General features: G+C 44.7%; 21 protein-coding genes. 16 read left to right on the top strand and 5 right to left on the bottom strand.

Annotated elements, in window-relative coordinates; all coding sequences use genetic code 11:
• Both J6U00_RS12555 and J6U00_RS12550 read right to left on the bottom strand, forming a co-directional pair.
• A partial coding sequence (locus J6U00_RS12555; RefSeq protein ID WP_296582365.1) for a dockerin type I repeat-containing protein occupies nucleotides 1-695 on the bottom strand: 695 nt, incomplete at its 3' end.
• A gap of 159 nt (nucleotides 696-854) precedes the next feature.
• Nucleotides 855-1,763, bottom strand: a complete 909-nt coding sequence (locus tag J6U00_RS12550; RefSeq protein WP_296582364.1) for a D-alanyl-D-alanine carboxypeptidase family protein — start codon at nucleotides 1,761-1,763, stop codon at nucleotides 855-857.
• A gap of 230 nt (nucleotides 1,764-1,993) precedes the next feature.
• Between J6U00_RS12550 and J6U00_RS12545 the strand changes: the two genes are divergently transcribed.
• Complete coding sequence (locus J6U00_RS12545; RefSeq protein WP_296582361.1) at nucleotides 1,994-2,410, top strand: GNAT family N-acetyltransferase; 417 nt, start codon at nucleotides 1,994-1,996, stop codon at nucleotides 2,408-2,410.
• 60 nt (nucleotides 2,411-2,470) lie between these two features.
• Here J6U00_RS12545 and J6U00_RS12540 read toward each other — a convergent pair whose 3' ends face one another.
• Together J6U00_RS12540 and J6U00_RS12535 are read right to left on the bottom strand one after the other, a co-directional pair.
• Nucleotides 2,471-3,019 (bottom strand): GNAT family N-acetyltransferase, encoded by a 549-nt coding sequence (locus J6U00_RS12540; protein WP_296582360.1) that lies wholly within the window; start codon nucleotides 3,017-3,019, stop codon nucleotides 2,471-2,473.
• A gap of 10 nt (nucleotides 3,020-3,029) precedes the next feature.
• A complete protein-coding gene (locus J6U00_RS12535; RefSeq protein ID WP_296582358.1) occupies nucleotides 3,030-3,575 on the bottom strand; it encodes a GNAT family N-acetyltransferase in 546 nt (181 codons plus the stop codon).
• Nucleotides 3,576-3,765: 190 nt separating this feature from the next.
• Between J6U00_RS12535 and nudC the strand changes: the two genes are divergently transcribed.
• From nudC to J6U00_RS12510, 5 genes are all read left to right on the top strand, one after another.
• Entirely contained in the window at nucleotides 3,766-4,605 is an 840-nt protein-coding gene (gene nudC / locus J6U00_RS12530) for an NAD(+) diphosphatase (RefSeq protein WP_296582356.1), read from the top strand.
• A 183-nt stretch (nucleotides 4,606-4,788) separates the two neighbouring features.
• Nucleotides 4,789-6,699, top strand: a complete 1,911-nt coding sequence (locus J6U00_RS12525) for an EAL domain-containing protein (RefSeq protein WP_296582355.1) — start codon at nucleotides 4,789-4,791, stop codon at nucleotides 6,697-6,699.
• Between the two features lie 213 nt (nucleotides 6,700-6,912).
• Nucleotides 6,913-8,361, top strand: coding sequence for an efflux RND transporter periplasmic adaptor subunit (locus tag J6U00_RS12520; RefSeq protein ID WP_296582354.1), 1,449 nt, complete (start codon nucleotides 6,913-6,915; stop codon nucleotides 8,359-8,361).
• Between the two features lie 5 nt (nucleotides 8,362-8,366).
• A complete protein-coding gene (locus J6U00_RS12515; protein ID WP_296582353.1) occupies nucleotides 8,367-9,080 on the top strand; it encodes an ABC transporter ATP-binding protein in 714 nt (237 codons plus the stop codon).
• Nucleotides 9,067-10,401, top strand: a complete 1,335-nt coding sequence (locus J6U00_RS12510) for an ABC transporter permease (protein ID WP_296582352.1) — start codon at nucleotides 9,067-9,069, stop codon at nucleotides 10,399-10,401. The genes J6U00_RS12515 and J6U00_RS12510 overlap by 14 nt, the downstream gene beginning before the upstream one ends.
• A gap of 47 nt (nucleotides 10,402-10,448) precedes the next feature.
• Here the strand turns inward: J6U00_RS12510 and J6U00_RS12505 are convergent, their stop codons facing one another.
• Nucleotides 10,449-10,949: a GNAT family N-acetyltransferase gene (locus J6U00_RS12505; RefSeq protein WP_296582351.1), complete on the bottom strand. Its 501-nt coding sequence runs from the start codon at nucleotides 10,947-10,949 to the stop codon at nucleotides 10,449-10,451.
• A gap of 236 nt (nucleotides 10,950-11,185) precedes the next feature.
• On the opposite strand from J6U00_RS12505, the gene J6U00_RS12500 reads away from it, so the two are divergent.
• The 10 genes from J6U00_RS12500 to J6U00_RS12455 all read left to right on the top strand — a co-directional run bounded on the left by J6U00_RS12500 (nucleotide 11,186) and on the right by J6U00_RS12455 (nucleotide 26,903).
• A complete protein-coding gene (locus tag J6U00_RS12500) occupies nucleotides 11,186-12,553 on the top strand; it encodes an FHA domain-containing protein (protein WP_296582350.1) in 1,368 nt (455 codons plus the stop codon).
• A gap of 12 nt (nucleotides 12,554-12,565) precedes the next feature.
• A complete protein-coding gene (locus J6U00_RS12495) occupies nucleotides 12,566-13,345 on the top strand; it encodes a protein phosphatase 2C domain-containing protein (RefSeq protein WP_296582348.1) in 780 nt (259 codons plus the stop codon).
• A 16-nt stretch (nucleotides 13,346-13,361) separates the two neighbouring features.
• Nucleotides 13,362-15,053, top strand: coding sequence for a serine/threonine-protein kinase (locus J6U00_RS12490; RefSeq protein WP_296582346.1), 1,692 nt, complete (start codon nucleotides 13,362-13,364; stop codon nucleotides 15,051-15,053).
• A gap of 13 nt (nucleotides 15,054-15,066) precedes the next feature.
• On the top strand, nucleotides 15,067-15,462 hold the full coding sequence (locus J6U00_RS12485) for a hypothetical protein (protein WP_296582345.1): 396 nt from the start codon (nucleotides 15,067-15,069) through the stop codon (nucleotides 15,460-15,462).
• On the top strand, nucleotides 15,459-16,376 hold the full coding sequence (locus J6U00_RS12480) for a hypothetical protein (RefSeq protein WP_296582344.1): 918 nt from the start codon (nucleotides 15,459-15,461) through the stop codon (nucleotides 16,374-16,376). Before J6U00_RS12485 ends, J6U00_RS12480 begins: the two co-directional genes overlap by 4 nt.
• On the top strand, nucleotides 16,373-22,105 hold the full coding sequence (locus tag J6U00_RS12475) for a hypothetical protein (protein ID WP_296582343.1): 5,733 nt from the start codon (nucleotides 16,373-16,375) through the stop codon (nucleotides 22,103-22,105). The genes J6U00_RS12480 and J6U00_RS12475 overlap by 4 nt, the downstream gene beginning before the upstream one ends.
• Nucleotides 22,106-22,432: 327 nt before the next feature.
• The gene (locus tag J6U00_RS12470; RefSeq protein ID WP_296582341.1) at nucleotides 22,433-23,644 is read left to right on the top strand and encodes a sugar-binding protein; all 1,212 of its coding nucleotides are present in this window, start codon (nucleotides 22,433-22,435) and stop codon (nucleotides 23,642-23,644) included.
• Nucleotides 23,645-23,793: 149 nt separating this feature from the next.
• Nucleotides 23,794-25,329 (top strand): multiple monosaccharide ABC transporter ATP-binding protein, encoded by a 1,536-nt coding sequence (gene mmsA, locus J6U00_RS12465; RefSeq protein ID WP_296582338.1) that lies wholly within the window; start codon nucleotides 23,794-23,796, stop codon nucleotides 25,327-25,329.
• Between the two features lie 19 nt (nucleotides 25,330-25,348).
• On the top strand, nucleotides 25,349-26,530 hold the full coding sequence (locus J6U00_RS12460; protein ID WP_296582336.1) for a sugar ABC transporter permease: 1,182 nt from the start codon (nucleotides 25,349-25,351) through the stop codon (nucleotides 26,528-26,530).
• A gap of 79 nt (nucleotides 26,531-26,609) precedes the next feature.
• Nucleotides 26,610-26,903, top strand: a complete 294-nt coding sequence (locus tag J6U00_RS12455) for a hypothetical protein (RefSeq protein WP_296582334.1) — start codon at nucleotides 26,610-26,612, stop codon at nucleotides 26,901-26,903.
• Nucleotides 26,904-26,912 lie beyond the last annotated feature (9 nt).

Raw genomic sequence — 26,912 nt, 5'->3', positions numbered from 1 at the left:
GTGAAATCCACCACCTGTTTCATGTCTTCTTCATCTATAACGGTATCATAGTTTATATCTGCGTTCAGGAACTGATCCTCACTGAGCTTGTAGGAAAGAGTTCCAGCGATATACTTTTTATACACCAGTACATCAAAGGAATCAACTACTCCGTCGTCGTTGATATCACCGTAGAAGTGTTCATTGGGGTCTTTAACGGATATGATGTCGCTAAAATAAAAGTCGGAGGTTCTGCGCGAGCTGCCGTAATAACCTGTTTTTGTCAAATCATCGTATTTTGTCTTTGCGGCGAACTTAATGTTTAGCCTTGCCCCCTCCTGTATATTTTCAGCAGTAAGGCATGTTTGCATCATATTTTCAGAAAATTCTCTGTTATCGCTACTTTGATGCGGAAGGATTGAGATGTTTTTCTGACTGTCGTAATCAAAGTAATTGCTTCCGTTATTGGGCAGAAGAACAATTTTTATTCCACTGGTCGAGACTGATGCCCTGTACACGTAGGCATCTACGAATTCATATTCGTACATACGTGTATCTTTGTTGTAGGAGGTCTTGATGTATTGGTTTGTTTCTTCTTCTGTGTCAGCAGCGATGACCGGAGCTGACTGTGGCTTTATCATGCCTGTATAGCCGGAGACAAGAGCAACGCTCATTACAGCTGCGGCTATTCTTTTTAATCTTGTCAGGTTCTTCATTTTTAAAACTCCTCTCATGTCAAATCGGATATAACTACCCGTACTTTTAGTATAACATTATATTCATGATTTGTCAATGAAAAATGTATATCTGTGACAATGAGGAGAAGTTTTGGCGCAAAAAACCGTACCCTGATAGGATACGGTTTTTGAAAAGCTTTATTCCTGATATTTTGAGTCGATACCGAAGTATTCCTCAAGTGTGAGACCGCTGGCGTGTACAGCGTAGGAGAGGTCTGTTCCAACATAGCGGACATGCCACGATTCGTACTGATAGCCTGTTATGTTTTCCTTGCCCTTGGGATAGCGGAGAATGAAACCGTATTCGTGGCAGTGGTTCTCGAGCCATATAGCCTCAGGAGTACCGGCAAAGCTGTCGTCTATCTGATTTACATCAATAGCAAGTCCTGACTGGTGCTCGGAATGTCCCGGACGTGCGGAATAAGTATCGGCAAGAGCTTGTCCGTCACGGGCAACATAATTATTATATATCTGTGCCTGATAGTCATAAGAGCGGAAACCGGAAGCGAACCATATATTAAGTCCCTGATTTGCAGCGTCATTTATCATCTTGCAGAACTGATTATAGCAGGTGGAATCGATTCCGGGATTGAAATCAGCAGGAAGAGAGTAGGTCTTGTTTGCTATCAGAGTGCCCTGTATATATGTGATGCCGGGAATATCGTACTGTACCGGTGGCGGAGCGTAGTCAGCGTCGCTAGGTGAAGGAGCCGTATCCCTTGAACGAGCCGGTGTCTGAGCCTGAGTCTGCAGCTGTGTTGCAGCAGAGGTCTCAGTGCTTTCTCCTCCTCCAACTGAAATTGCTTCCTCTGTAATAGTTGTCGCTTCTTCATAGCCAGCAGCCTCTGCGGTCGTATCCTGATAAGTATCTGTCGCTGTTGGCGCTGAGGCTGTATCATCAGTAAGACCGGTAATATCCGGAACTGTTGTAGTCTGTGTGCCAGCTGTTGAGACAGGCATATCAGCCTGACCTACTTCCGTATTTCCGCAGGCTGTGCATGAAAGGACAGCTGCAACGGCTAATGCCGTAAATATACTTCTTTTCATTTTCGTCCTCCTTGGGTATTTTTTGTTTTCTACAATAATAATCGTAGCCCATTACACAAGGGGTGTAAAAGCTACAAATGTTTTTATCTTTTGACTTAATAAGATATCTCTGTATATATTTTAGCACATTATGTATGATAATGCAAGGATTAAAAACAATTTCTTAAATTATTGACTTATACATGCTTCTGTGATATAATTCCTGTAAATGAAACAAGGGCGGTGCAGAAATGGACGGACTGATAATAAAGCATAATGAGCTGACTGCAGAGGAATTCATCGAGCTGTGGGAAACGGTATGGGGGAAGGGCCCTTCTCCTGAACAGACAAGGCTTGCAATGGAGCATACACTGTTCCGCATATCTGTGTTTGACGGGGACAAAATAGTGGCTATGGCAAGAATGATCGGTGATATGGGACTGGATTATTACATCAAGGATGTTATTGTACGACCCGAATATCAGGGAAAAGGTATAGGACGAATGCTTATAGATGAGATGCTCGGATTCATCAACGACCACGGAGTAAGGGGAACAGACATATTTGTGGAGCTTTGTGCTATGCCGGACAAGATGCCGTTCTATGAGAAATTCGGCTTTGATACAAACGAAGCACAGAGAATGAAGATAATGTACTCTGTGAAGTGAGACATGATATAAGCCCTGAAGCAATTTGTGCTTCAGGGCTGTTTTGCATTATAACATTGTTTAGTCCACAAATTCCATGGTGAACAGTTTTGAGAGTATGCTTCCTGCGTATGACTTCATAAGAGCTTTGTATTCAGAGCCCTTTACATCTCCGCCTGTGCCGAGTATATCATAAGTGACCTTTCCCTCCCTGAGCTTCTTGTGAAGCTCGGTGAAGCCGTTCCTTATGTAGAAATTACGGCGGCTGACACGTTCAGCGTAGTTTTCGGAGGCTTCGTCTATCTGCTCTATAGCAAGGAAAAGCCTTCTGTCCTTATAAAGCTTCCGCGCGTTCTGGAGTATAGCGCTGCCTATGCCCTTGCCGCGGCATTCTTCTGAGACTGCAAGGTAAAAGATATAGGAGAGATCACGATAGTTTACTATATAAAGCATTCCTGCCCACTCATCATTGCAGCGGATAGACCAGAAGTCAACATTCTTCTTCTTAGCTTTAAGTACGAGCATAAGAAATGGAGCACGTTCGTCATCTGGAAAGGCTCTCATATAAAGCTGTTTTACCCTGCGAAAATCGGGACTACTGGGCTTTAGCTTCGTGAAATTTAGTTTCATAGCGTACCTCCTATTCAGCTTTTTCTATGCAGTAGCACACCTCGCCCTCAGGAATAATGCCCTGCTGTCTGAATCGTTCAACGTTGTCGGTAATTGTCATTTCAGACTTTTCAAGCACACGCCCCGACTTTTTGTTCTCGGCGCGGTGATAAGCTTCAAGTCTGCGAAAATCTGTTGTTCTGAATGTCTCCGAAATAACTGCGGAAAGAGCTTCCCCTGCATAGCCATGACCCTGAAAAGCAGAGGATATACAGTATTCTATCTCGGCTGTGCGGATATCCTCGTATACGCGGCAGAAGGCTATCTGCCCAATATTCTCACCGCCTGAGCTTTCTACGACAGCCCACCTGTAGAAGCTATCCGACTCGTATTCGCTGATATACCTGTCAAGTAGCACCTTTGCCTCTTCAGCTGTGGCATAGACCGGCTCGCCGTATTCGTTCTGAATATTCGGATCGGATACCCAGTTGCGCAGCATATCATTGAGGTCTCCTGCTTCAAATCTACGAAGTATAAGACGCGGTGTAGTTATTGTATTGGTACCGCTGTGATGCATTGCAAAGACCTCCTTTGAACGGTTTACAGCCTGCTGCATATATTTGCAGGTTTTCTGCTAAGAATATTATATCACATAATTGTTAATAATTCAAGCAGTCGGAAGAAGACAGGGGCAAAGTTGAAGCGGTTGACACATCCCAGTGTGTATTGTATAATTGTCTTATCGCTGAAAAGAGGAGAAATAACAGATGATACAGGATATATTTCCAAGCAGACTTGACAATTCGTTCCGCACTGCGGACTTTACGGCGGTTCCGGAAAAGAGCCTTGCTGTTATATTCAGGGACGGCAGGATACTTGCCGGCATAAGGGACGGAGATGCGGCTTTTCCTCGCACAGACGAGGTGCTATACAGCAATAAGCCGTTATATCTCTTTGCTGTTGATGACGAGAGCTTCTTCCTTGTGTCAGGGGAGGGCGATACGGAAGCCGTGAATGGCAAGGGCTACAGCTTTTACACCATTCGGGAGCTCAGGGACAGGTGCAGAGGGAAATACCTTTTTGCTGCGTTTACCGCATTCCACCTTGCACAGTGGTATGGCGACAACAGGTACTGCGGAAGATGCCGCGGCAAAATGGAGCCAGACAACAGGGAACGGGCACTTGTATGCTCTGGCTGCGGCAATAAGGTTTACCCGAGGATAAATCCTGCGGTGATAGTTGGCGTGGTCAACGGGGATAGGCTGCTCATAACCCGTTACAGGACTGGTTTTGCCTATAATGCACTGATCGCAGGCTTTACCGAGATAGGTGAGACTCTTGAAGAGACGGTAAGGCGCGAGGTCATGGAGGAGGCAGGTATCCGAGTGAAGAATATACGCTATTATAAATCCCAGCCTTGGGGAATGGCTTCAGACCTGCTTGTGGGCTTTTACTGTGATGTGGATGGAGACGATACCATAAAAATGGACGAATCTGAGCTTAAATACGCCCAGTGGCTGCGCAGGGAGGAAATAGAGCTACAGCCCGGCGAGCACAGCCTGACAAATGAGATGATGAAGCTTTTCAAAAGCGGAGGGATGATATAGATAAGTAAAAACAGGAGCAGATTTTTGGGCATTATTATAGCATAATAGTTATAAAATTCGTCATAATGAACAGTTTATGCTGTTTTTTGCTTTTTATGTTGACTTTTTTGGTGGAAAATGTTATAATATATGTGTGTGCAATAATTTAGACAGGTGCGACTTTTTTCACAGGGGGGTGGAAATATGTTTGCAATATCGGATCTTAATATCGGAAGTTATACTCCTGTTGGTGATATCATTGCTCTTTCATTGTGTATAATCATGGTTATACTTGTGAAGCAGACTTATATAAGGAAAGAGAAGAGCAGGTTTTTCATAATAATGCATATTCTTGCATTTATGCTGATAGTAGCGTCGGCTAATATCTTCATGCAGACATACATTGTAAAGGAAACAGTGTCTCCTCCGTTCATCTATATAATGCGTATGCTGCATCATGTCTTCCTTTCTATGACTATGTTCCTTTACATAAGGTACGTGCAGGGTTCTTTGTGGTTGCTGCCTAAGGACAAGAAAAGATCAAGGATAGCCATAGCGGTGATAATTCTGTCTGCCATTACCCTTGATATCATTCTGTCGGTGTTCAAGGTAGGTTTTTACATAAACAAAAAGCATGAGTATAGCGCAGGCCTTGACTGCTTTGAGATACTTTACATCGTATTTACGGTAAATATCATCTATATGCTTATAAAATACAGGAAGAGACTGCTTATTAAGGTGTTCACGGGACTTATCAGCGTTCTGGTGATGTCAAATCTCCTTCTGTGTATACAAAGCATATTCAAGCAGATATCCTATACTACGATATGCTGCCTGTTGCCGATGATCAGCATCATATTCCTCTTCCATTCGAATCCCTACAATACCGATACGGGAGCTGTATCGAGCGAATTCTTTGCCCAGGAGGTAAAGGAGAACCTCGCAAAGGGAAACGAAATGGTGATAATGTGCTGCCATATACCTGGCTTTTCCGTATATATCGCAAAATCTCCTGTGCTCAAGACTGAGTTCATGGACTTTTTCCGCGTGAATATCAAAAAGTCGATTCTTTACAGCTTCCCCAACGACAGCTTTGTGCTTACCTTTACGAAGCAGAAGAACAGTGACTACGAAAAGCTTGTTGACAGGATGCTCGGCAATTTCGCCATGAGCTATGCCAAGTTCAAAATCGACTATAAAATAATAATCATGGAGTCCTCTGATTCTGTCATAGACGTAAATGATTACCATAACATAATAGAATACAACGATCTGAAAATGCCGTTCAATACGGTAGTGCGCATTACTCCCGAAGATATAAAGGAGTACTACGACAAAAACTATATCCTCTCGCAGCTGGAGGATATCGCTGCAAGGAAGGACCTTTCGGATCCTCGTATACTGGTTTACTGTCAGCCTGTGCTTAATATCAACACAGGGCAGTATGATACAGCAGAGGCTCTTATGAGGCTGAAGCTGGAAAAAACTGGAATGGTCTTCCCAGATCAGTTCATACCGATAGCTGAGAAGTTCAACCTTATTCACAATCTGAGTATGATAATCCTCAATAAGACCTGTGCAGCGCTTAAGCGCTTCATTGAGGACGGATACATAATAAAGCGTATCTCGGTAAACTTTTCAGCTATCGATCTTAGATATGATTCCTTCTGCGACGAGGTGAAGGGAATAATTGAAAGTAATGGCATAGAGTATGGAAAAATAGCTGTTGAGATCACCGAGAGCCGTAGCGACGCGGATTTCAATCTCATGAAGCAGCGCGTTATGCAGCTTCAGGATCTGGGCATAAAGTTTTACCTTGACGATTTCGGCACAGGGTATTCAAACTTTGAGCGTATCATGGAGATCCCGTTTGATATTATCAAGTTTGACCGCTCACTGCTCATAGAGTCCCTTAAGAATTCTTCATCGCAGTATATGGTCAAGACCTTTGCGAATATGTTCCACGAACTTAAGTATTCGATACTTTTCGAGGGCGTTGAGAACGAATATGACGAGGACCGCTGCAAGCTTATGATGGCACAGTACTTGCAGGGCTACAAGTATTCAAAGCCCATACCAATAGAAGAACTGACTAAGTTCCTGCTTCATGTATGACAGATATCAAATCCTTAACGGGAATTAAAGCCTGCGTCGGTACCGGCGCAGGCTTTTTTACACGATTTTTCATGGCTATGAACACGAAAATGTATTGACGATGAAGGAGAAATATGATATGATTATTAGTATAAAATCAGCAGATTCGTGAGGAGACTGCCGAGCAGACACTGATGATGTCAATAACTGTTTCTTGCAGGAGGAGAGAACGAAATGGGAAAAACCGGAAAGATCATAAAAAGGATAGTTATATTCCTTGTAATACTGCTTATATTAGGTGGTATAGCGTTTTTTGTAAGGAATGCGATCCGCGGAGCCGCAACCAAGGTAAGTATACGTTCCGATACGTGTGGAAAGGTCAAACGTCAGGACCTTATAAGCTATTCAAATATGTCGGGAACAATATCGAGCAGTGATAAGCTCATGATAACTGCCGACCCAACTCTAAAGGTGAAAAAGCTTAATGTCAAGGTGGGAGATAGCGTTAAGGCAGGTGATATACTCTGTGAGTTCGACAGCGCTAAACTCCAGGAAGAATACGACGCTATGGCTCTCAACAACGAGAAAGTGGCAGGTGCGCAGCAGCACAGCCACGATCTTACGGTGCGTCAGCTCAATAAGGCGAGGGAGCAGAGAAGCGAACTTATAAGCAAGGCTCAGAACGCTATAAATACTGCTGTAGAAAAGCGCGACAAAGCCTACGATGAGTACGGCAGAAGGGCTGACGAATTCAATAAGCTGTACGTTGAGACCAACGACGCTTACAACGCATGGATGAATTCTGGCAGCGAGGAGTCGGCTCAGCTGGAGAAGGTATATAAAGCGCTGGAAACAAAGCTTGAAGCGGCAGAGGCCCTTCTCGAAAGTGTAAAGAATGCTCTTCCGGAATACGATGAAGCGGTAAAAAGTGCCAACGAAGCATACAGTCAGGCTGTTAAATCTGGCGACGAGCTGGTGCAGTCTGCACAGGACGCAATAGATGCGGAAAAGTACAGTATATCTGATAATTCTGCCGAAAAGCAGCTTGCAGAGCTTGCCGAGAGGATAGAGAAATGCGTGATCAAGGCTGAAAAGGACGGAGTTGTTACGGAGCTGAATATTTCCGAGGGAAGCGTTCCAATGTCAGCAAATATCATGACCATAGAGAATACCAGCGAGCTGGTTGTAGCCGGAAAGGTGAGCGAGTCCGATATCCTTAAGCTTAGCGAGGGTATGGAAGCTGAGATAAAGACGAGCGCTACGGAAGATCTGGTAATAAAAGGCACCGTAAAGCGTATCGAGAGGATAGTGTCCTCAAACAGTGCTGAGACAAAGATGATGGGTGGATATACCGTTGAAGTAAGCATAGACGACAACGAGAGCGGTCTCCTTATAGGAATGTCTGCAAACGTGAAGATAATACTCGACAAGCGTGTGAATGTGCTGAGTGTTCCGTATAACGCTGTTTCCGGCGGAGAAAACGAGGGATACTTCGTATTTACTGCAACACCGACAGCCGAGGGGGATTATCTTATTTCCAAACGCAGTGTTTCCAAGGGGTTTGAGGGGGATTTCTATACTGAGATAACCTCAGGCAGCCTTAAGGAAGGAGATATAGTTGTTACAGACCCTCGCGGCATCACTGACGGCGATATCATACCACTGAAGGTACCGGAGGACTGATGCTGATGAGAAATGTTATCTCAATGCATGGGATAGTCAAGAGGTTCTATATCGGTATGCCAAATGAGCTGGAGATACTTCACGGGCTTGATATGAAGGTACGTGAGGGTGAGTTTGCCTCAATAGTAGGTCCTTCCGGTTCGGGAAAGAGCACACTGATGAATATAATCGGAGCTCTCGATCGTCCCACGGAGGGAGTATATATGCTCAACGGCGTCGATATATCCCAGCTTAACGATTCCGAGCTGAGCGTTATCAGAAATAAAGAGATAGGATTCGTTTTTCAGAACTTCAATCTTGTCTCACGTACAAATGCGATAGAAAATGTGGAGCTTCCCATGCTTTACGCTGGTATAAGCAAAAGAGAGCGCAGAAGGCGTGCTGAGAAACTATTGGAAATGGTGGATATGAGCGACAGAGCAACTCACAATCCTAACGAGCTTTCCGGCGGTCAGAAGCAGAGGATAGCCATAGCAAGAGCTATAGCCAACGATCCGTCCATAATACTGGCGGACGAGCCTACGGGAGCTCTTGACTCTGTAACCGGTCACATGGTAATGGATATATTCCACAGGCTCCACAAGGAGGAGAACAAGACCATAATCCTTATCACCCACAGTAAGGAGCTGGCTTCGGAAACTGAAAGGATAATCACTCTCAGCGATGGAAATATCGTGGCGGATACGGGAAAGGAAGGTGACGGCAATGTTCTTCTTTGAAAATGTTCGTCTTGCTTTTTCTTCCCTTAAGTCAAACAAGATGCGAGCTGTACTGACTATGCTCGGAATCATCATAGGCATCACTGCAGTGATTACTATAACCACCCTAGGAAATTCGCTGAAGAAGACACTTGCAAATTCCTTTAACAAGCTCGGAGGTCAGACCTTTTATGTCGAGTATCGCTTCAAAAACAATGAGAGCGATGATGGTGAGGAGCGCTATTACAGGGAAATGACGGAAAGCGATTATATCACCGAAGAAATGATCGATGAGCTTGAAGAAAAGTACCCAGGACGATATCTTTTATGCGATTCGACCAGCTGCGGCAGAGGAACGGTAGTTAATAAAAACGGATACAAACTTAATGTAATGCTTTCCGGCGTCACTGAGGGTTATCTGAAGAGCGACAGTATGTACAAAATGCTCGACGGAAGAACGGTGAACGCAGCTGACGACAAAGGCAAAAAGCACGCTGCTGTCGTTTCCGAGGTTTTTGTAAAGCAGTACTTCGGAAACGAGGAAGCCAATGCAATAGGCAGTGATATAAGTGTGGATATCGAGGGGGTATGTGATACTGAGTTCACGATAGTGGGCGTATACAAATATCCGAAGTTTCTCGAAAAGTATCAGCAGTCAGCTGCGAATTTCATGGACAGGCGCACTCCAATATATATACCGTATAATACGGCAAAAAAGCTGACAAGGCAGAATGAGAGATTCTCTGGCGAATATGGTATTGATCTCATGCTTAACGATATGTCCGTGGACAGAGAACAGGCGATAAATGATCTCGAAAACTTCTTTTCCGAAAAGTACAGGAGCAATAAATACTGGGGCATAGAGATATATGATCCTCAGACAGAGCTTGGCATGGTCAACAAGGTGCTGAATATCGTCACTCTCGTTATTGCGGTAATTGCGGCTATATCGCTGCTTGTAGGCGGCATAGGAGTTATGAATATAATGCTTGTGAGCATTACCGAGAGAACGCGGGAGATCGGTGTCAGAAAGGCCCTCGGCGCCAAAAAGAGGCATATAAAGACACAGTTCATAGTCGAAGCGGTGATACTCTGTCTTGTAGGAGGCATAATAGGTGTGCTGCTTGGTATATTTAACGGTTTCCTGATAGGCTATATTGCACGGTACGCTCTGAGCCAGATGCCGGAGTATCAGGACTTCGTGGCTCTTTCCATACAGCCCTCCATAAAGGCAATACTAATATCACTGGGTTTCTCGATGCTTATCGGAGTTTTCTTCGGAAGCTATCCTGCCGGAAAGGCTGCAAAGCTAGACCCGATAGAGGCACTCAGATACGAATAATATCAGAAAGAATAAAAAGCCGGTGTCATTTTAAACACCGGTTTTTGTCATTTCTTTATGCGTACAAAATAGGACTGCTCGTCTTCGTGGTGAATATAACCTCCGTTTTTGAGCATTACCTTCAGTGATGCGGGATTATTCCTGTGTACTCTGAGGTATATCTCGTCCTCTGGAACGACATTTCTTGCGATATCCGCGATAAGTCCGAGCCCTTTTGTGCCGAAGCCATTTCCGCGGTAACAGGGAGCTATGTAGTAGCCTATATGGCCGGCGCCGTTTATAAGGGATTCGCAGAGATAGTGGCGCAGATCAAGCTTTCCGACTATGCTGTCATCGACCCAGAGAAAATATGAGGTGCAAGGGACGTAACCTTCCGGAAGCAGTTCACCGCGTGAGTTTGCAATAATGGTATTCAGTGCATCATCGAAATTATCACGGCTTATTCCGTGGTATTCGTTTATATAGCCGTTTTCGTCATCTGGGATGTCCCTTACGAATAGGTATTCCTTTTCAATATCATCAGTGTTAGCAGGTTTCAGACAGAGCATATTTTTACCTTCTTTTCTTAGAATATTATAATTATACTACGCCCAACGCCGGAATGCAATAAAAATTTTTTGAGTATTGTGTAATGTGTATTATATGATTTGTTCAACACTCTCAAAACTTATTCAAAATATTGACAAGTCTCGTATAAAGTGATATAATTAAATTATATATAAGCCTTTAAAGATTGACCCATCCGGTCTCTTGAAATGGCGGTAACTTGTTTCGGGGTGAGGATATGGCAGGTAATGTTTCAACAAAGATAGTTTATCAGAATTGCGATACCTATCTTATTGCAGGACTAAAAAAGAGAGACAGGATAAATGAGGACGCGCTTAGAGTAGTGAACAGCAGCCGCGGCGACGGCTTGCTTGAGGTGAAATGGGAAAATACAGCTGCAAGGCACGTGCTTAAGTACAATGTCAGCAATCTTACAGCTCTGTCGGAATACGTTAAGCAGCCATTGACACAGGAAAGATATTTCGGAATACTTGGTCAGATACAGCGGATACTTGAATACTGCAGTGAGAATTCACTGACGTCTGACAATGTCATTCTCCTTGATCCCAAGAACGTTTTTTATGATGTTGAGAAGAGAAAGGTACTGGTAGCGTACCTGCCTCTGATGATAAATATGTACAAGTGCTCGAATCTGGCGAAGTTCCTATACAAGCTCCATAAGAATGCGAATATAGAGGGAGCGGATAAAACAGTCATGGAAAAGTATGCTCTTTTCCTTGAAGATAACCTTAAAAGCCAGCGTGACCGCAGTATAGGTCTTACATATAACCACCTCTATACTTTTCTCCACGACGTTCTCGGAGTTCCTATGAGTTCTGCTTCCATAAGAGTAGCAGAGGCCAAGTCAGGAGCAGGCAGCAAAGAGGGCGCGTCTAAGCCTTCAGCACCTGCGCAGGCAGAAGATCAGGATCACACTATCGTCGTGAGCAAGCCTAAAGCTGCGGATTGTGCCGCATTTCTGAAAGACTCAGCAAACAGGGAGATACCAATTGCAGATTTCCCGTTTACAATAGGCAGAAAGGCTGACAACGACCTTGCTCTCACTGACAAGGGGACTGTGTCAAAACTTCATGCTGTTATAACTTTTGAGGACGGAACGTTCTACATCGAGGACAAGGGGTCATCAAACGGCACCTTCCTGAGCAGTTTTGAAGGCGGAAGGGAGAAAATAAAAAAGCAGCAGCTGAATTCCGGTGATACGTTCTACATCTATGATATCCCCTTCGTATTCACGGTGAATACAGGTGACTCTCCCACGGTTATCGTGGGCAGGAAGAACGAGCTGAAGGCAAAGACAGACGACCTGAAAAAGACAGGCATGAAGCACATAGCCTATCTGTTGAATACATCCAGTAAGGAAAAGGTTCCTATATTCGTTTATCCCTTTACCTGTGCGGAACTTTCCGGCATTATCATAAGCCGTGAGAATCAGAAAAGCCGACACAGCATATCCATAGAAAACAAATCCTGCACCTCCCTTTCAGTAGAAGGGGACGAGGTGACTATCGGTGAGAGCAGCAGTATATTCTCGGGCTGCAATTTCTTGTATTACGGTATATCATACACCTTCTACGAAGAGAACTGAGGGTGAAGCTTTATGAAGTATGTTTTTTCTTTTGTTACTACTGAGGGAGCAGTCAGGAAGGTAAATCAGGATTCACTTTTTATAAATACCGCAGAGTTCGACGGCGAAGAGATATTTTTTGCAGCGGTCTGTGACGGAGTAGGCGGACTTTCCGGCGGCGAAAAGGCGAGCGCTTACGTGTGCAAGCGCATGAGCGAGTGGTTCGCTAATGATTTTGCAGAGCATATGAGAAGCAGATCTTCCATACTGAAAATAAGGGAGGCTATGGACGACCGCCTTCACGAGCTGAACAGCCGTATCAACGATTATGCGGCTTCACGCTCTTCAGATATGGCGACGACCTTTACATCTCTTCTGATAATCCCTCAGCTTAGGCATATCCTTATAGCCCATGTGGGAGATTCACGGCTTTACAGGATAACCGACGGGAGCATAGATATACTTACCTCGGATCACTCCGTTGTCGGTCAGGAGGTAAGGAACGGTATCATAACCGAGGAAATGGCTGAAAAGGATCCACGTCAGAACCAGCTTACGAACTGTATAGGAGCAGGTCTTGAGGATACCTCATACGATTTCAGCATAGCCGATTACAGCGAGGGCGAGTGCTATATGCTGTGCTCTGACGGCTTCCGGAAAAAAATCTCTGCCGAAGAGATTGGGAAGGCTCTGTGTCCCTCTGCGAACAGGGACGAAAAGGCTATGACTGCCAATCTTGAAAAGCTTAAGAATAAGGTCATCGAACGCGGCGAAAAGGACAATATAACAGCGCTTATGGTCAAGCTCTGCTGAAAGTGGGGAGATCGGATTGCTTAACAAAGGATTTATCCTTGAAAACAGATACAAGATCGACAGCGTTGTCGGAAAAGGCGGCACCTCTATAGTTTACCGCGCTCTGGATATGAAAGCCAACGACGCTCAGCGTGCTGTGAAAGAGGTAATGAAGACAAACGGCACAGACGCTTACAATGCCCGTCAGGAATCCCTCCTTATCAAGCAGTTCTACGAAAAGGATGTAAACAATTCCTTATTTCCTAATATTATTGAGATCATAGACAATGACCCGAATGCTCTTTATATCGTTCAGGATTATATTGACGGTGTGACTATGGAGAAGCTGCTGAAATACGATTCATTTAAACCGAAAACGCTGCTGCGCTATGCAAAGGATATATGCTCGGCGATGTCCTTTATACACAAATGTGGTTTCATACACAGTGATATGAAGCCTGATAATATAATGGTGGTAAGGAATACAGAGGACCTTGAAAACTCAAAGCATCCGGAGAAGTTGGGAAGGCTTAAGTTTATCGATTTCGGCTCGGTCATTGAAAGAAGAGAGGGTACTTTCGCGTATACTCCGGCTTATGCGGCTCCTGAGCAGTTCAGGCGTGAGGAGCTTGATGAAAAGACGGATATATTCAATATAGGCGCGACCTGCTATTATATGCTCACGGGAAAAAAGCCCATGAACGTTTCTGTCAATGGTAAGCTCGTAAGCTCTGCGGAGCGCTTTGTCTTTGACAAGAACATGAACGCGGCTATAGTCCGTATCATACGAAAGTGCGTGAACGACGACAGGGCGAAGAGATACCGTTCCTGTGATGAGCTCTATGCAGAGCTTGACAAGGCGGAAAACCATACCTATGTCAAGGCGACTGGAATAATCGCAGGACTTGCAGCCGTGTCACTTGCCTTTTCTGGCTTTTCGGGAATGATGGCAAGTAAGGGCAGGAGTGAGAACTTCAACAAACTTGTGGCAAAGGCTGAGAACGCGAGCACCTATTCGGAAAAGACCTCTGCCTTTGAAGACGTGATAAACGCTGACGGCTCCTATTCTGATGCATACATAAAGCTGATAGAGCTTTACAAAACAGATGACGTTTTTGATGAAAAAGAAGCCGGACAGATACTAAGGCTCATCAATGAGAACATAAATCTGCTGAAAAAGGATCCGGAGTATGAAGATGTGGCATTCGAGCTCGGCATACTCTACTGGTACTATTATTTTTACGGCAGCGATTCGGCGGATGACGGCGGCACAAACGGAAAGAGATCTGCTATAAAATGGTTCAGGGAAGCTCAGACTGCTGAGTTTAGGAAACGAGCTCCGGAAAAATTCGAGATTGCTCAGGTATACTGCACGATAGGTGAATTTTTCACTCTGTCCCGTAACAAGGAAAACGAGGTCATAAACAAAATGGAGCCGGCTGACCTCTGGAAGAGTATGAATGAGCTGAACAAGCTTGTGGAGACCGAGAATGCGGGCTCGGATATAATCATACTTGAGACCTACATGACCATTCTCAATTTGGAGAATACAAATATGAAGGAGTTTGCAAAAGCAGGCATAACCTTCGCGGAGCAGAGAGAGCTGATAGAGAATATACGTGAAAAGACGGAGGGCATCATCGCAAAGGAGGGCTCTGCTGCCGAAGCAAAGGAATATATATTAAAGATATACGGGGACGTTATTGAGAGCGTCAACGGTTCGGAGTGACGGGAGGTGCGGAATGAGTTCGTTCTACTGGCAAATACTGTCTGAAATATTTCTAGGCATAGGTGCCGTGCTTATGCTTACGGCGATACTGATAGCGGCAAGGTATAGGATAGTTTCGGGTATGATTTCAGAGCTCAGAGCCGGAAAAAGCACCGCTCAGTCATCAATGGCTGCTCCTCGTGCAAGGACTGATCCTATGGCTCTTGCCGAAGCAGATGATGAGGAGTTCCGCGAGGAGCTCGAGAAGGGCGAGATCACAGTGGTGGTGGCGCCAAAGAAGGAAGAAACAGCGGACGCAACTATAGTTGTGAGCGTTGAAGGCGAGGAAGGCGATTTCAGAATGACACGGAATATCCTTGTTATAAACGCTGATCCCGATGTAATCGACAGTAAATGGAGAAGTAAATGAATAAAGGATCGTTTTTGGGAGGCTTGGCGGCAGCTATCACAGCAGTTAACACAGTTAGTATATGTATTGCTGAGGCTGCATACTATCCGCCGCCGGAGGACCTCGGAATTTCAGCTGACAGCATTGAGATTGACAAAAGCAGCATGAACGGAGATACTGTTGCGGAGATACCTGTGTATGTTCATAATAATCCGGGATTTTCTGCCCTGAAAATCATCGTGGAGCTTGACAGCAGACTTAGCTTTGACTCTGATCTTGCAAGCACGGTCGTAGACGGCATCGCTGGAGTATACGTGAGTAGCTGCGGAGACAGCGAAAATACTCAGGCTATATGCTTTACGGCAGACGGTGAACGCTTTCAGGGAGACAGGGAGATAGGACGTCTTAGGATAAACATTCCCGGAGATATCAGCGTTGGAACTTACTCGGTAGCTCTTCTAAGAGACAGTGACAGCGAGGAGATATTCATAGATACCTACAATAAGAGGTCTGCGCGTTTCTATGAGGAGGATTTTTCATGTCTTGAGGGCGGCTGCATAATCATAACCGATAGCAGTGCTACGTTTACGGTTCAGGAAAATACTCCTGAACCTGAGGCACAGGAGACAGCTATCACGGAAACCGCTGTGGAGGCTGTATCTGACGTGGAGACTACCACTTCTACGGAGACTGCGACTTCTACAGTGCCGCCAGCGACTGAAAGGGAAAAGGTATCGAAAACGGCTGTGCAGAAGCTATATGATTCTCCGGGAGAAACGCTGACGACGATTGCCTCAGCGGAGGATGCTCTTGCCGAGCCATTAAATGAAGAGGAAAAACAGAGTGGTATGCTCGTTCCTGCGATAATAGCTGTATTGCTGGAGCTCGGAACGGCAATGGTGCTTATAATCAGAAAAGGAGGTAGATCAAAGTGAATAAAGGGTTATTTGATCTCAGGAAAAAAATAGCCTTTGCGGCTGCACTCGTTTTTGTTGCGCATACAATGTGCGTGATGCCAGCAGCAGAGATAACGGCTGTTGCGACGGCTCAAACTGGCGATCGCAGTATGGCTGGGGTTCCTGGTGCTGGAGAGGCTTCGAATGAAGACCATGAAACTTCCAAACCTGCGGGACCGACTGTTCCGGAAGAAGAGCAGGATCCGCCAATAGAAGAAACGACTACAACTACTACCTCTGTCACTACCACCACTACCACTACTATCACTACCACCACAACAACTACAGCTAAGAAGACTTACAAGCTGATAGCCGACAACACTGACATTAACAGTACGGATATGAGTTTCCTTTTAGGAAGCTTATTCCCTGGATATGTATTTGAGCACGGAGAGAACGTTCCGGGAGATCGAGAGAGACTTTGTACGGTTCCTGCGAATCTTAAGGTTAATACTGAGGATTCATGGGCTATCTCCAATCCCTATCTGTTTATATACAATCCCGATACTTCAACTGAGGACGAGCTCCATTTCACGGTATACTACAAGTACAGCATGATCTACGAGAATCCTAAGAATACCGCTCCGATGGAAGCTGTGACTTTTTCTGTGAAGGACGCTGACGGAAAAGAGACGAGAGACATCTTCGATTACTACAAGGCAGGTTCTGAATTGCTGATAACGCCCTCGAAGCTGTATACTGCAAACGGAAGTGCGGATGCGGTGAGCGTAAAGCTTGATGAAAATGCAGTTCTTGTTAGAGAGGACATGGAAACTGATAAGTTCGTGCTGAAGAGTAACGGCAGTGGCGATATTGTCATCGCTCCAAGAAGATTCACACTCAACTTCTCCTCCCATACCGATTATCATCTTGAGGACAGCGAAAAGAAATATTCCTCTGGAAAGCAGAGCTACAGCGTCAGGTGGAATGATATCGGTTCGTTGTCTGTGAGGTCGAACGCAGGCGTCAAGAAGATATGGTTTGAGGTCAGGAGCGGAGATACCGTTAAGCGCTTCAAAGCAGACGATAACGGCTCATTCAATCTTGATAAGATACTCGAAACTGAAGAGTTCGGATATAAGAATGATATCAAGCTGACAGTCTCAGGTATAGATGAGTCGGTAAAAGTTATAGTTAAGTATTTTGGCAGCGACGATATAGTGGATCAGTACATTGTTCCCGTTACAGCCGAAAACGCAGGCTTTACCTACGAGGTGCCGGTACTTTATGATGAGGACCGCTTCCTGAAAAGCTATATCTATGCCGGGGATGAGAACGATATTTATCAGAATGTATTTACCGCACTGGAAAAGAACAGCAACTGTATAGGCCTCGGCTATAGGAATGATATGACCTCGGTCACGCTTATATACAAGAAGTTCGCAAAAAGTGGCGACGACGCTTTCGTCTACGATCCTAGCAGTGATATCACGCAGAGGAGCGACAACTGTTATACTATTGAGTCCATGGATACCTCTGTGGAGCTTATGAAGTTTGGGGACGAGTTTAAAAATAAAAGAGCTATTATAAACACGCAGAAAAACGGTGCGCTAAAATCTGACAGCTATCTGCTAGGAGACAAGAACAAGAAGATCGTTGTGACCATAGACAATCCTGACGATTCTGGCTTTATCCTTGTAAGAAATATTGTTGAGGGCGAAAACGGAGAGTACACCGACAGCCTGAATAACAGTATCTGCTTCTATCTGGACAGAACCGCACCGAAGGTTAGCTCGGTTAAGACCTCTGCAGACGGCATAGATGGCGGCTGGTCAGGTAGGAATGGGCTTGATGTTGAGCTTTCCGTGACGGATAATGAGAAACTGGATAATGTTAGCAGCAGCCTTTCCTATTTCGATAAAAAGGAACTGCAAAATATATATGACAGATTCATAAATGCAGGCTCAGGCGACAGCCGTGAGATAAATTCGATCATCGCAAAGAATTATCGTTTTGACAGACCGGAAAACGGTTGGAGAGATACTGCAGAGCTCAAGCCCTATGTCGAAACTGAAGATATGCGTACTGCGGAAGCAGCTGTCATAAACGAGTTGTTTGAGCTGCCTTTTGAAAAGGTAGACGAAAAGTATTCGGACTACGAAAATACCTACGGCTATTTCAGGACGCTACTAAGAAAGGATGCTTCCGGGCTCAGGAGCGATCTGAGAAGCTACTACAGAGAATTGATAGCTGCCGAACAGGCAAAGCTTGATGCGGCTGATGAGCTTGAAGATGACGAAAAAGCTGCAGCTGTTAAGAAGCTTAAGGCTTCAATCACAGGACTTACTCAAAGCGCCGAAAAAATAGACAGTCTCCTTGACGTGTACATAATTGCAGATAAAAACAAGAGTGCAGATTCTCACTGTATACCCAAGCTTTCCTTTGACTCAGACGGCAGATTCGTGATAAACTTCACGGCTGATAGCGAAAAGGAAAATGCTGTTATTGACGAGTATATCACTATTTCGGCAGTGGATAACAGTTATAATATAAGCAGTGAAAATGCGGCAGTTCATGTCAGGATAGACGGTCAGGCTCCTGTGGTAAAGAATGATAAGATATCGGCTGAGGGAGCTCCGAATGCTCAGGGAAGCAGCAGTATCTTTGTTCTTAAAGAAGGGGCGTATATTATCGCCGAAGCAGATGACATGAACGGCTCCGGAGTAAGGCAGCTTACACTAGCTCTCGGTGAGGAAACTGACGGCCAAAAGATGTATTACGATCGAAGCAGAGGCGGATACATATACAAGATTTCCGATACTGACCTTAACGGCAAAAACAGGAAGATACCGGCCATCATTGTTGCCGAGGACAATATGGGCAACAAGGCATATTGGAAGAGTAGCGAGAAGGGTGATAAGTTCAGCTTCATCATCGACGATGAAAAGCCCATATGTAGTATAAAGGATATTTCCGACGAAAATAAGACCTATACCGAGGTCGCTTCGCAGAGCAGCAAGACATGGTTTAGAGAATTTGAGGACATAGTACTGTCGATAAGTGCTGAGGACGTAAATCCGGATATATGCTCAGGCATCGAGGCTATTGACATAACCATAAACGATAGGTCTTGCCGTATAAGCGTTGCGGATAAGAGCATAGATATTGACAAGCTGAAAAACGGTGATTACAGGCTTGTTTTCGCAAAGGGAAGTGAAAAGGAAAGATTTAATGTTGAGCTTGTTTGCGGCGAGGTCAGAATACCTGTAGGGGAAGAGTACAGCCTGCATAACGACGGCAGTATCCACGTAAAGCTGACTGCTTCGGACTATGCCGGCAAGACGAGCAATATGGCTGAGCTCTCAAGCTTCATGGATAGCTCCGTGCCAAAAGTCACAGGGCTTAATTTAAACGGAAGGAACATTATCAGCGACGGAGGCAGCTTTGAATACAGGGAATTTGCCAGCGGAGAAGCACAGCTGGAGATAGTTGTGGAAGAGGGCGAGCACAGCTCCGGTATTGGAAGCATAGAGGTGACATTCAGCGATAAGAACAGCGGAGAAGAGAGTACACGTGTAATCGAGAATAAGGACTCTCCGCACAGAAAATCCTTTATATTGACTATTCCTGCTGATTTCAAGGGCACGGTAAGCGCTAAAGCTGTCAGCAATGTCACAAGATCCTCCGAAGATGTCTTATCCTGTGGTATTATTACCGAGAGCTACAGCAAGCACATGGAAACGTCCTCGGCAAAGGTCGAGCTTCCTGTTACTCCTTATAAGGACGCTTTGGGAAATCCACTGTACAGTGGGGACGTAAAGGCTACGCTCATAGTACAGGACAGTTTTTCAGGCATCGGCAGTATAGATTTGACGGCTTCAGGACACGAGACTGAAAGCTATGTCATTCCCTCAGAGGACGGCGAATGGGAAATAACCGACAGAGATGAGGAAGGCGGTCTTGTAAAGGCGGTAAAAAGGGATATAACTGTCTCCGAGAACACGAACGGAAATACGATAAAGCTTGGTTTTGGGGACAATGCAAGAAATTATACCTCCATGACGGAGCCTGTAAGGTTCAGTATAGATAAAACGGTTCCAGAGGTGAAAATAAGGTTTACTGACGAGAACGGAGCTGATGAAAAATCTGACAGTAATATATTCAGCAAGGAACGACGAGCTGTAATAGAGGTGACTGAGCGCAATTTCGATGAGGAACGCATGGAGGTCACTGTAAACGGTGTCAAGGAGAAGCTGGAATGGAAGCTGACAGGAGGCGCGGAGGGTACTGATACGGCTGTATACAGTGCTGTAAGAGAGTTCAAGGACGACGGCGATTATCTGCTAAAGGTAAACTGTACGGATATGTGCGACCAAAAGGCAGAAGAGAAGACGGCGAGCTTCATTATTGATACTACTCCTCCTGTATTAAAAGAAGCCTTTGACGGCAGCATTGCAAACGAACATTACTATAATCAGGCTGTAAAGGCTGTATTTACCATAACTGACAAGAACTTCGACCCGCGGCTCATAGAGGTTAGTGGAACATATAACGGCAGCTCCTATGACTTCCCGGCATTCTCCTCCTGGCAGACCATTGGAAGCGAAAGTTCCGCCTCTGTGGATTTCAGCAGGGACGGCGAGTATGTTGTAAGGATATCCGGAAAGGATAAAGCCGGCAACCAGATGGAAGCCTACACGGGACGCTTTTGCATTGACAGTAAAAAGCCTTCTATCGGCGTAGGAGAGGTAATAAGATCAAATAACGGCTCTGAAATAAGACCGCGTATCGTCTTTGAGGATACCAATATCGACAAGGACAGCATAAAGGTCAAGGTGGACGGTGCAAACCGCGGAAACAATCTTAATCTCGGAGGTACTCTCAATGAGGTGGCAGGAGGCTACGAATACGTCTTCGATAATATCCCGGATAAGGAAGAGAACGACGATATATACAAGGTAAAGGCAAGTGCCAAGGACAACGCTGACAACAAGATTGAGAAGGATTTTCAGTTCTCTGTCAACAGATACGGCTCTGTATTCGAGATAGACGATGATACGCGAAAGATACGCGGAAGGTTTATTGCCAACGAGCAGGATATCATTATCACAGAGCGCAACCCAGACGCTCATGCGTCACCTCAGAACGTATTCATTACAAAGGATTCCGAGATGATAGAACTCAAGGAGGGTGAAGATTACAGCGTAAAGTATCGTGGCGGAGATGATGAATGGTCGGAATATGTGTATACAGTATTTGCCAAGAACTTTGAAAAGGATGCGAAGTATTCCGTTTCAATACATTCAAGGGACGCGGCAGGAAACATAAATATAAGCGATTCCGATAAAAAGAACGCCGACGTAGAGTTCTACATTGACAAAACAGAGCCCCTTTGTATACCTCTGAATATCGCAGAAAATACGGCGTACAAGAATGAAAGCATCACAGCCCGCCTTTCAGTTACGGATAATCTTATACTTAAGGAAATACACGTATTCATAGATGGAAAGGAGGTAAGAAGGAGTTATTATAATGACGAGTGTACCTTTGAGATACCAAATTCGAGTCACTCTCAGGATATAAAGATCGTTCTTACCGATATGGCTGACAATGTCAGGGAGTACGAATACAAGAACATACTTGTTACTAAAAACGGAATGAGGATACTCATTCACAAGACATGGTTCAAGGTGTGCTGTGGTGTAGTTGCACTTCTTGCAGCAGCCGCGGCTGTGTTCATACGAAAATGGAAAAAGAGGCTTTATTGATTAACGGAAGGTCCGGACACAGATTCGGACCTTTCTTCTTATCATTGGTGAAACTGCATAAATGTCGGCGCAGATATGTTTTCAAGCGCAAAAATGTAGATTTTTTGTGTACAAAAAGGCACAAAAGTTATATTATTATGATAGTCAATTGGCATTTTGCACATAAATACTACTGTTGAATTATTCAATCAACCAAAGATAACATATAACATATTGACATGAGAGGCATAATTGTGTAAAATACTAAGTATTAGTGAAAGTTATATATTAATGTATGGCAACAATTTTTTCACATATTAATTTTAACATTTAAGGAGGAAAAACAAAATGAAAAAGATTATTGCAGTACTCTCTACTATGGTTATGTTAGGCTCGCTGGCTTCATGCGGTGACAATTCAAGCACAACAGATACCAGCTCAAGCAACAACGAAACCAAGACCACAACCACAGCTAAGTCTGACGAGACAACAACAAAGGCAGACGAAAGCAGCAGTGACAACGGCTCTAAGACAGTCGGAATAGCTATGCCTACAAAGTCTCTCGAGCGCTGGAACCGTGACGGTGAATACCTCAAGGCTCAGTTCGAGGATGCAGGTTATAAGGTTGATCTGAAGTACTCAGATAACAAAACAGAACAGCAGAACAATGATATCCAGTCAATGATCGCTGATAAGGTAGATCTTCTTCTTATCGCTGCTATCGACGGTGAGACCCTCTCTCAGACACTTGCTGACGCTAAGGCAGCAGATATCCCTGTTATCGCTTATGACCGTCTTATCATGAATACAGACGCTGTATCATACTATGTATCATTCGATAACTATACTGTTGGTAAGCTCCAGGGCGAGTTTGTACGCGACGCTCTTAAGCTTGACAGCGAGGCTGGTCCTTTCAATATAGAGTTCACAGCAGGTGACCCTGCTGATAACAACGCTGGATTCTTCTTCAATGGAGCATTCGACGTTCTCAAGCCTTATATCGACGAAGGAAAGCTCAAGGTTCCTTCGGGCAAGACCACATTCGAGCAGGTTGCAACTCCTAAGTGGTCAACAGATACAGCTCTTGCAAATATGCAGAACACACTTGCTTCTTACTATTCTGACGGAACACAGCTCGATATTGCGCTCTGCTCAAATGACTCAACAGCTCTCGGTGTTGCACAGGCTATCTCTTCTGACTACAGCGGAAGCAATACACCTGTCGTAACAGGTCAGGATGGCGATATCGCTAACCTTCAGAATATCGTTGACGGCAAGCAGTCAATGACAGTATACAAGAACGTAAGCGACGAAGCAGGCGTTACTCTCGATGTTGCAAAGGCTATCCTTTCTGGTCAGACACCTGACGGAAGCCTCAGCCTTTCTGCTGAAGCTACTTTTGATACATCATCTTATGACAACAATGTAAAGGTTGTTCCTTCATATTTACTTGTTCCTTATGTTATCACTAAGGATTCACTGGATAAGCTTGTAGACACAGGTCTTTACAAGTGGGATAGCGATAACAAGTATCTTGAATCAACAGCTTCAACCACATGATGAAGTAATAAAAAATAATATATGTCTGAAAAAAGGGGGGACGGGATTAGTCCGCCCTTTTTTCTAAATGAAAAAAATTGTGTTCGGAAATACTTTACCTGACCGAGATTTCAGAAAGTATATCAGACATGGTAAAAGGAGGGATATAATTGGCAGAATTTATTCTCGAAATGAAAAAAATAACTAAGGAATTTCCGGGCGTTAAGGCACTTGATAATGTAAATCTTCAGGTAAAGCCGGGAGAGATCCACGCCCTCGTTGGTGAAAACGGCGCAGGAAAATCAACGCTTATGAATGTACTAAGCGGTACCTATCCTTTCGGAACATATTCCGGCGATATCGTATACAACGGTGAGGTCTGCCAGTTTAAGACACTGCACGACAGTGAGGAAAAGGGAATCGTAATCATACACCAGGAGCTCGCTCTTATTCCTGAGCTCTCTATCGGTGAGAATATGTTCCTCGGAAACGAGCGCAAGGGACGCTTCGGAATAGACTGGGACAAGACATACTACGATGCAGCAAAGCACATGAAGCAGGTCGGCCTTAAGGAAGAGGCGACCACTCTTATAAAAGATATAGGAACGGGCAAGCAGCAGCTGGTTGAGATTGCCAAGGCGCTCAGCAAGAACGTAAAGCTGCTGATACTTGACGAGCCTACCTCCTCTCTTAATGAAGAGGATTCAAGGATGCTCCTCGATCTTCTTCTTGAATTCAAGAAGAACGGCATGACATCTATCATTATTTCCCATAAGCTCAACGAGATATCTTATGTTGCGGATAAGATAACCGTTCTCCGTGACGGCTCTACTATTGAGACTATCGACAACGAAGGTCATAATATTGATGAAGCCCGAATCATACGAGGAATGGTAGGACGTGAGCTCAGCGACCGTTATCCTGCACGTGAGCATAACGTCAGCGATAAGATTGGCATGGAAGTAAAGAACTGGAGTGTTCATCATCCGATATACAACGAGAAAAAGGTCGTTGACAATGTTTCCTTCAATGTTCATCGCGGAGAGATAGTAGGCTTTTCAGGCTTACAGGGCGCAGGACGTACAGAGCTTGCAATGTCTATCTTCGGAAGATCCTATGGTACGAATATCAGTGGAGATATCAAGATCGACGGCAAGGAAAAGACTCTCAGGACTGTTCGTGACGCTATCGAGGCAGGTCTTGCTTACGTTACCGAGGACAGAAAGGGAAACGGTCTTATCCTTGAACAGAGCATTGCTCAGAATACCACTATGGCGCGTCTTGAAAAGGTATGCAATAAGGGTATCGTCGATATCAACAAGGAAAATGCTGTCGCAGAGGAATACAAGGGAAAGCTGCGCACGAAGACGCCTTCTGTCCAGCAGGCGGTAGGTAATCTTTCAGGTGGAAATCAGCAGAAAGTGCTGCTCGCCAAGTGGATGTTTGCCGATCCTGAGGTGCTCATTCTCGATGAGCCCACAAGAGGTATCGATGTTGGTGCAAAGTATGAGATATACTGCATAATGAATGACCTTGTAGCACAAGGAAAATCTGTTGTTATGATATCCTCAGAAATGCCCGAGTTGCTCGGAATGTGCGATCGTATATACGTAATGAACGAGGGCAAGATGGTGGCTGAGATGCCTGCTTCGGAAGCAACGCAGGAAAAGATCATGTCAGCTATACTTCAGTCCGACAAAAAATAAATGATCTAAGGAGTTTAATATGAACGTTAAAACATTCATAAAAAAATACACCATGGTCATTGCGCTGGTCGTGGTATTTATATTCTTCTCGTGGTGGACGGAAAAGAGACTTCTCTATCCGCAGAACCTTTCAAACCTTCTTATACAGAACGCTTACGTTCTCGTGCTTGCCTGTGGTATGCTCATGTGTATCCTCACTGGCGGTAACATCGACCTTTCAGTAGGCTCCACCGTCTGCCTAATAGGTGCTATAGCCGCCAAGATGTTGACCCAGAAAAGTATCGATCCGATAGTCGTTATTCTGTTATGCCTGGTTTTTGCTTGCATTATCGGTATGGTGCAGGGATTCTGGATCGGATATATACATATACCGCCTTTTATCTGTACCCTTGCGGGAATGTTCGTGTTCAGAGGAATCGGACGTGCGATACTTGATTCAAAGACAATCGCTATCCAGCAGACAGAGGGAAGTGTTGGAAAGAAATTCCTTGATATCTTCGCTTCTTATATCGAGATACCGGGAGTTGACACAAAGAATGTAAAGTGGTCGGCTTTCATTCTGGGTATTATAATTGCTGCTGTTCTTATTGCGGTAACTGTACTTAATCGTGTAAAGAAGGCAAAGAAGGGTTACAAGCAAGTATCAGCTTTATCACAGTTTGCAAAGATACTCGTTATAGATGCTCTCGTGCTCGCTTACACATGGAAGCTTGCACACTATAAAGGTATACCTGTAATGGCTATATGGGTGCTCGCAGTAGTGTTCATATACGCTTTCATTACCTCAAAGACAGCTTTCGGACGTTATTTCTACGCAGTCGGCGGAAACGAAAAGGCTACAAAGCTCTCAGGTATCAATACCAATAAGGTATACTTCATGGCTTATACCTCAATGTCGCTCCTCGCAGGTCTTTCAGGACTCCTTGTTGCAGCCCGTGTAGGTTCTGTAAATGGCGATACAGGTAACTCCTTTGAAATGGACGCTATCGGCTCATGCTTCATCGGCGGCGCTTCAGCTTACGGCGGAAGCGGTACTGTAGGCGGCGTGGTTGTAGGAGCTATACTCCTTGGCGTTATCAATCAGGGTATGTCTATTAAGGGCCTTGACAATAACTGGCAGTACGTAGTCAAGGGTGCAGTTCTTCTTATAGCTGTTATCTTTGACGTTGTATCCAATAAAAAGACCGGCAAGGCTGGTTAATATATCTTTGTGCGGCTTAGGAACTGCGGCGCAGCTCCTAAGCCGCAATTACGTTGAACATTCTGAAAGGAAACGGGAAATGAATGGTATAAAATATGACGAAGCCAAGCGCTCAAAAGCTGGAAAAGCAGCTCTGCTCAGAGCAGTGGTTGCAGCGTATATAGCCTATCTGGCGTTCAAGATAGTTACGGCTAAGGACAGTTCAATGGATCTGACTACAGCCCGAATTATAGGTGCAGCATTCATCGTTGCAGATATCGCTTTTGCGGTATATACGTATATGCGCTTCCAGAGCGAGTTGAAAGCAGCAGAGATCACAGATAACATGGACAGCACTGATAAAGCTTCTGAAAATGAAAAAGAGGAAGAATAGGTGTTATGG

It is taken from the genome of Ruminococcus sp., from assembly GCF_017650195.1.
In the GTDB taxonomy this organism is placed as follows: Bacteria; Bacillota; Clostridia; order Oscillospirales; family Ruminococcaceae; genus Ruminococcus.
Note: the sequence above shows the minus strand (reverse complement) of the source record. Positions and strands in the feature narration are given on the sequence as shown.

What these genes read in the sequence shown, in the direction of transcription:
- J6U00_RS12550 (WP_296582364.1), bottom strand. Translation starts at nt 1,763, where the DNA reads ATGAAAAGAAGTATATTTACGGCATTAGCCGTTGCAGCTGTCCTTTCA.
- J6U00_RS12500 (WP_296582350.1), top strand. Translation starts at nt 11,186, where the DNA reads ATGGCAGGTAATGTTTCAACAAAGATAGTTTATCAGAATTGCGATACC.
- nudC (WP_296582356.1), top strand. Translation starts at nt 3,766, where the DNA reads ATGATACAGGATATATTTCCAAGCAGACTTGACAATTCGTTCCGCACT.
- J6U00_RS12520 (WP_296582354.1), top strand. Translation starts at nt 6,913, where the DNA reads ATGGGAAAAACCGGAAAGATCATAAAAAGGATAGTTATATTCCTTGTA.
- J6U00_RS12535 (WP_296582358.1), bottom strand. Translation starts at nt 3,575, where the DNA reads ATGCATCACAGCGGTACCAATACAATAACTACACCGCGTCTTATACTT.
- J6U00_RS12480 (WP_296582344.1), top strand. Translation starts at nt 15,459, where the DNA reads ATGAATAAAGGATCGTTTTTGGGAGGCTTGGCGGCAGCTATCACAGCA.
- J6U00_RS12510 (WP_296582352.1), top strand. Translation starts at nt 9,067, where the DNA reads ATGTTCTTCTTTGAAAATGTTCGTCTTGCTTTTTCTTCCCTTAAGTCA.
- J6U00_RS12505 (WP_296582351.1), bottom strand. Translation starts at nt 10,949, where the DNA reads ATGCTCTGTCTGAAACCTGCTAACACTGATGATATTGAAAAGGAATAC.
- J6U00_RS12460 (WP_296582336.1), top strand. Translation starts at nt 25,349, where the DNA reads ATGAACGTTAAAACATTCATAAAAAAATACACCATGGTCATTGCGCTG.
- J6U00_RS12515 (WP_296582353.1), top strand. Translation starts at nt 8,367, where the DNA reads ATGAGAAATGTTATCTCAATGCATGGGATAGTCAAGAGGTTCTATATC.
- J6U00_RS12525 (WP_296582355.1), top strand. Translation starts at nt 4,789, where the DNA reads ATGTTTGCAATATCGGATCTTAATATCGGAAGTTATACTCCTGTTGGT.
- J6U00_RS12485 (WP_296582345.1), top strand. Translation starts at nt 15,067, where the DNA reads ATGAGTTCGTTCTACTGGCAAATACTGTCTGAAATATTTCTAGGCATA.
- J6U00_RS12540 (WP_296582360.1), bottom strand. Translation starts at nt 3,019, where the DNA reads ATGAAACTAAATTTCACGAAGCTAAAGCCCAGTAGTCCCGATTTTCGC.
- J6U00_RS12495 (WP_296582348.1), top strand. Translation starts at nt 12,566, where the DNA reads ATGAAGTATGTTTTTTCTTTTGTTACTACTGAGGGAGCAGTCAGGAAG.
- J6U00_RS12545 (WP_296582361.1), top strand. Translation starts at nt 1,994, where the DNA reads ATGGACGGACTGATAATAAAGCATAATGAGCTGACTGCAGAGGAATTC.
- J6U00_RS12470 (WP_296582341.1), top strand. Translation starts at nt 22,433, where the DNA reads ATGAAAAAGATTATTGCAGTACTCTCTACTATGGTTATGTTAGGCTCG.
- J6U00_RS12455 (WP_296582334.1), top strand. Translation starts at nt 26,610, where the DNA reads ATGAATGGTATAAAATATGACGAAGCCAAGCGCTCAAAAGCTGGAAAA.